The 2,131-nt window shown below is 71.4% G+C and carries 3 protein-coding genes; 1 reads left to right on the plus strand and 2 read right to left on the minus strand.

Going from position 1 to position 2,131, the window contains the following annotated elements; all coding sequences use genetic code 11:
- Together K377_RS40990 and K377_RS40995 are read right to left on the minus strand one after the other, a co-directional pair.
- A partial coding sequence (locus tag K377_RS40990) for a ParB/RepB/Spo0J family partition protein (RefSeq protein WP_220093199.1) occupies positions 1–715 on the minus strand: 715 nt, incomplete at its 3' end.
- Between the two features lie 218 nt (positions 716–933).
- Positions 934–1,611: an FMN-binding negative transcriptional regulator gene (locus tag K377_RS40995; RefSeq protein ID WP_111668703.1), complete on the minus strand. Its 678-nt coding sequence runs from the start codon at positions 1,609–1,611 to the stop codon at positions 934–936.
- 394 nt (positions 1,612–2,005) lie between these two features.
- Between K377_RS40995 and K377_RS41000 the strand changes: the two genes are divergently transcribed.
- Positions 2,006–2,131 (plus strand): SidA/IucD/PvdA family monooxygenase (locus K377_RS41000; RefSeq protein ID WP_146614873.1); only part of this gene is annotated, 126 nt, incomplete at its 3' end.

Here is a 2,131-nt window from a genome sequence, read left to right on the forward strand (position 1 = left end):
CCCTGCCGGCCGGCAGCGGGCCCCGGCCCTGCCGCATCCGGTCCCGTACGTCCTTGGCGGTGGCCGTCGCGATCCCGGCCACGGCGGCGATCTCCCGCAGGGTCGCCCCGGGGTTGGCGGCGATCACCTGGCTCGCGCGCAGCCGGCCCTCGGCCGCGCGCAGCGGGCGCACCCGTCCGTCGCGGCCGACGCGCGTGTTCAACTGTTCGTCCTGCGCGGTCGAACGGCGCCGGACGGCGGCGACGGTGCCGGCCGAGAGCCCGGTGCCTGCGGCGATGCGCCGGTCCGACCAGGAGGGGCGCGCCCGCAGGAGCCGCTCGGCGGCGGCGGCCCGGTCCGCCTGGGTCAGCGGCAGTCCGTGCGCGATGTTGAGCCGTACCGCGAGCGCGAAGGCGTCGGTGTCACCACCGTCGAAGAACTCCGCCTCGATGGTGTCGTCGCCGCGCAGGCGCGCGGCCCGGACCCGGTGCATCCCGTCGATGACGCGCAGCGTCGCGCGGTGCACGAGGACCGGCGGGAGCGGCGCCTCCAGTTCGGCGAGCTGCCGGACCCGCTCGCCGTCCTCGCCGTCGATCCTCGGCGAGTCGGAGTCCAGCAGTGTGTCCAGCGCCAGCACGGCCCGCTCGCGGCCGGCTCCCTCGTCCGCTCCGGCGGCCTCGCCGGTGGCGGCCGCAGCCCGGGTGATGTCCGCCGTGACCGGTCGAAGCGCCGTCAAGAGACCCTCCTGCGTGCTGTGGCGCCGGCTCACGCCGGTCCGCGGTGAAGCATGGACGCCGTGCTGGACGTGCGCGTCGGGCATGCGTCCCGCGGGGCGAGGGGGCGGGTGCCGAGCGGCGCCGGCCGTCCCGCCCGCGGACTGCCTCGCCAGAAAAACATACCGGGTCACTGGTTTGCAACGAGAGGCGTACCTCGCCCTGCGCTTTCGAGCGCCGCTCAGGCGCCGCTCGAGACCGTCACGTCCTCCGTCTGCGCCAGCCGGTTCATCAGGCCGGCGGTCTCCCGCTTGTACGTGCAGGCGCTCTGCCCGAACGACTCGCGCACCCGCTCGCGCACCTCGCCGGGCTGCTCCTGGCTGAGCTTGAACATCCCCTCGGCGCCGGTCACGGTGAACCGGAAGGCGCCCACGGCCGGCACGATCTTGCGGAAGTAGTCCAGCGAGCCGGTCATGTCCCAGCCGTCGCCGAAGGCCCCCTCGAAGGCGCGCACCGTGGCCTGCACCACCTCCAGGGTCTCCTCGATCGAGGAGATCTTCTCCACCACGCCGCGTACGTGGACCGAGGTGAAGTTCCAGGTCGGGGCGGCCGGGCTCTTCTCGTAGACGGTGGGCGAGACGTAGGAGTGCGGGCCCGTGAACGTCAGCAGCAGGACGCCGCCGTCCTGCAGTGCGGACCAGTGCGGGTTCGCCCGGTTCATGTGCCCGAGCAGGGTGACGCCCGGCAGTTCGCCGGAGACGTCGGCGGACGTCTCCGGGTCGAAGATGACCGGCAGGTGCGTGGCGAACGGACCGTCCTCGGCGGGGCCGTTGGCCACGGCGAGCGCCAGCGGATTTCCGCGTATCAGGTCCACCATCCACGAACTGTCCGGTTCGCGATAAAAGCTGGGAACGAACATCCGGATGCATCCTTTCAGCCGTGCGCGGAGGGGCACGGATCTGCCGCGGAAAATGACGGATCGCATTGGTGCGGGCCGACCATATCGCCGTCCCGGCGTACAGGACAACGCCCGAATGCGGTGTGCGGAACAACCGCTCAATGGGCGTCCGAAACGGCTGGGAAAAGTCGTCGCTCCGGCACATTCTCGCGGCAACCGGCCGGGAATTCCGGTGCGTTCACCAGGAACTCCAGTCCCGCTCGACCGGCTCTGGATCAGCCCTCCGGAAGCGGTTGCCAACATCTTGGCAAGCTTTTGCCAAGCCTCTCCGCACACCCACGACGTGGGGGCGGCGACAGCACGACGTCTTTCGGCCCACCAGTCGAGATGTCCAGACGCGATGGGGAGTATTTCCATGGACACACCGGGCAGTCTCAGCCAGGAGATCTACGACGTGGTCGGCATCGGGTTCGGCCCGTCCAACCTGTCGCTCGCGGTCGCCCTGGAGGAGCAGGGGGCGAGCTCCGCGCAGCATCCGGTC

Origin of the sequence: Streptomyces sp. PsTaAH-137 (assembly GCF_003259365.1) — a bacterium.
Lineage (GTDB): Bacteria > Actinomycetota > Actinomycetes > Streptomycetales > Streptomycetaceae > Streptomyces.